This is a genomic window from Testudinibacter crocodili (assembly GCF_006228025.1).
Lineage (GTDB): Bacteria > Pseudomonadota > Gammaproteobacteria > Enterobacterales > Pasteurellaceae > Chelonobacter.
In genome coordinates, this window is the sequence record NZ_VDHF01000136.1 from 1 (window position 1) to 1627 (window position 1627).

At 44.4% G+C, this 1627-nt stretch carries 1 protein-coding gene; it reads left to right on the plus strand.

The window, feature by feature from the left end:
• Positions 1-145: 145 nt before the first annotated feature.
• Entirely contained in the window at positions 146-1531 is a 1386-nt protein-coding gene (gene trhP, locus FHQ23_RS11785) for a prephenate-dependent tRNA uridine(34) hydroxylase TrhP (RefSeq protein ID WP_139614492.1), read from the plus strand.
• Positions 1532-1627 lie beyond the last annotated feature (96 nt).

Genomic DNA, 1627 nt, shown 5'->3' on the forward strand with positions numbered 1-1627 from the left:
TCATTCTTTAAAACATACTACTTAAAAAAATAATTAAACAAAACCCAACTTGCACTAAAAATAACAACAGGATAAAATCGCCGCTCGATTTATACCGCACTTTATTGGGTATAACCTGACCTGACATCAGACCAAAGAGATTTTTATGGCTACTCAAACTAACTTTACGCCTGAACTGCTTTCTCCTGCCGGTTCGCTTAAAAATATGCGCTATGCGTTTGCTTACGGCGCCGATGCGGTGTATGCCGGGCAACCGCGTTACAGCTTACGGGTGCGTAACAACGAATTTAACCATGCTAATTTGAAAATCGGCATTGATGAAGCCCACGCACTGGGCAAAAAATTCTATGTGGTGGTGAATATCGCGCCACATAATTCAAAGCTCAAAACATTTATCCGGGACTTACAGCCAGTCATTGATATGCAGCCCGATGCGCTGATCATGTCTGATCCCGGTTTGATTATGCTGGTGCGAGAGCATTTTCCGCAGATCGATATTCACTTATCGGTGCAGGCCAATGCAGTCAACTGGGCAAGCGTCAAATTTTGGCATCAAATGGGCTTGACCCGCGTCATTCTGTCACGCGAATTATCACTTGAAGAAATTGCTGAAATCCGTCAGCAAGTGCCGGAAATTGAGTTAGAAATATTTGTACATGGCGCGCTATGTATGGCCTATTCCGGGCGCTGCCTGCTTTCAGGCTATATCAATAAACGTGATCCGAATCAAGGCACTTGCACCAACGCTTGCCGCTGGGAATATAATGTTAAAGAAGGACAGCAAGACGACATCGGCAATATCGTCAACCAAGTTGATCCAAGCCAACTGATTGATATTAAAAATGTTGCACCGACTCTGGGAGAGGGACAGTCGACCGATAAAGTCTATTTATTAAGCGAAGCGCAACGCCCTAATGAAGAAATGACGGCGTTTGAGGACGAGCACGGCACTTACATCATGAATTCAAAAGACTTAAGAGCGGTGCAGCACGTTGAAAAGCTGACCGCACTTGGTGTGCATTCGTTGAAAATCGAGGGTCGAACCAAATCATTCTACTACTGCGCCCGCACGGCACAAGTTTACCGTAAAGCCATTGACGATGCGGTTGCCGGCAAGCCGTTTGACGATAGCTTGATGCAAACCTTGGAGTCGCTGGCACATCGTGGCTATACTGAAGGCTTTTTGCGCCGCCACACCCACGACGAATATCAAAACTATGATTACGGCTATTCAATTTCTGAGCGCCAACAATTTGTCGGCGAGTTTACCGGCGTGCGTAAAAACGGGCTAGCCGAAGTGGCAGTGAAAAATAAATTCTTGCTTGGTGACGAAGTGGAAATGATGACGACGAAAGGCAATATTGTGTTCAAGATTGAGCAGATGTTGAACCGCAAGAATGAAGCCGTTGACATAGCTCCAGGTGACGGTCATTTTATATTTTTAGCCGTGCCGGACGATATTGATCTGAATTACGCATTGCTGATGCGGAATCTGGTGGATAGCACCACACGTAATCCACACAACAAATAAGCATTGAATTTAACAAAATATTTTACATTTCAATTTATTGATAAAGATGGTATCTATGCTATCTCACCAAATATTGTCGGTATAGTAGACAAAATG

What these genes read in the sequence shown, in the direction of transcription:
- trhP (WP_139614492.1), top strand. Translation starts at nt 146, where the DNA reads ATGGCTACTCAAACTAACTTTACGCCTGAACTGCTTTCTCCTGCCGGT.